Raw genomic sequence first — 212 nt, 5'->3', positions numbered from 1 at the left:
ACGGACGGGCGTCAGTCCCCGCTGATAGCGTTAATGAACACCGTGGCGTATCAGGGACAGACCGGGCAGCAGAACCCGGCGTTATCGGCGTCACTGGTGAAATCCGCTAAGGCGTTGCTGAATAAAACAGCGGTGCCGGTGATTACCCCGCAAACGCCTGAACTGAGCGGGCCAATGGACCGCACCTTCGGTCCGTTACTGGCGCTGATGGG

General features: G+C 60.4%; 1 protein-coding gene. It reads left to right on the top strand.

Going from position 1 to position 212, the window contains the following annotated elements; genetic code table 11:
- On the top strand, positions 1 to 212 hold a 212-nt coding region (locus tag ABR397_RS24920; RefSeq protein ID WP_350307999.1), incomplete at both ends, for a hypothetical protein.

The organism is Photorhabdus viridis, from assembly GCF_040256935.1.
Classification (GTDB): Bacteria; Pseudomonadota; Gammaproteobacteria; order Enterobacterales; family Enterobacteriaceae; genus Photorhabdus; species Photorhabdus viridis.
The sequence above is the reverse complement of the archived record's forward strand: the minus strand, read 5'-3'. Positions and strand labels throughout refer to the sequence as shown.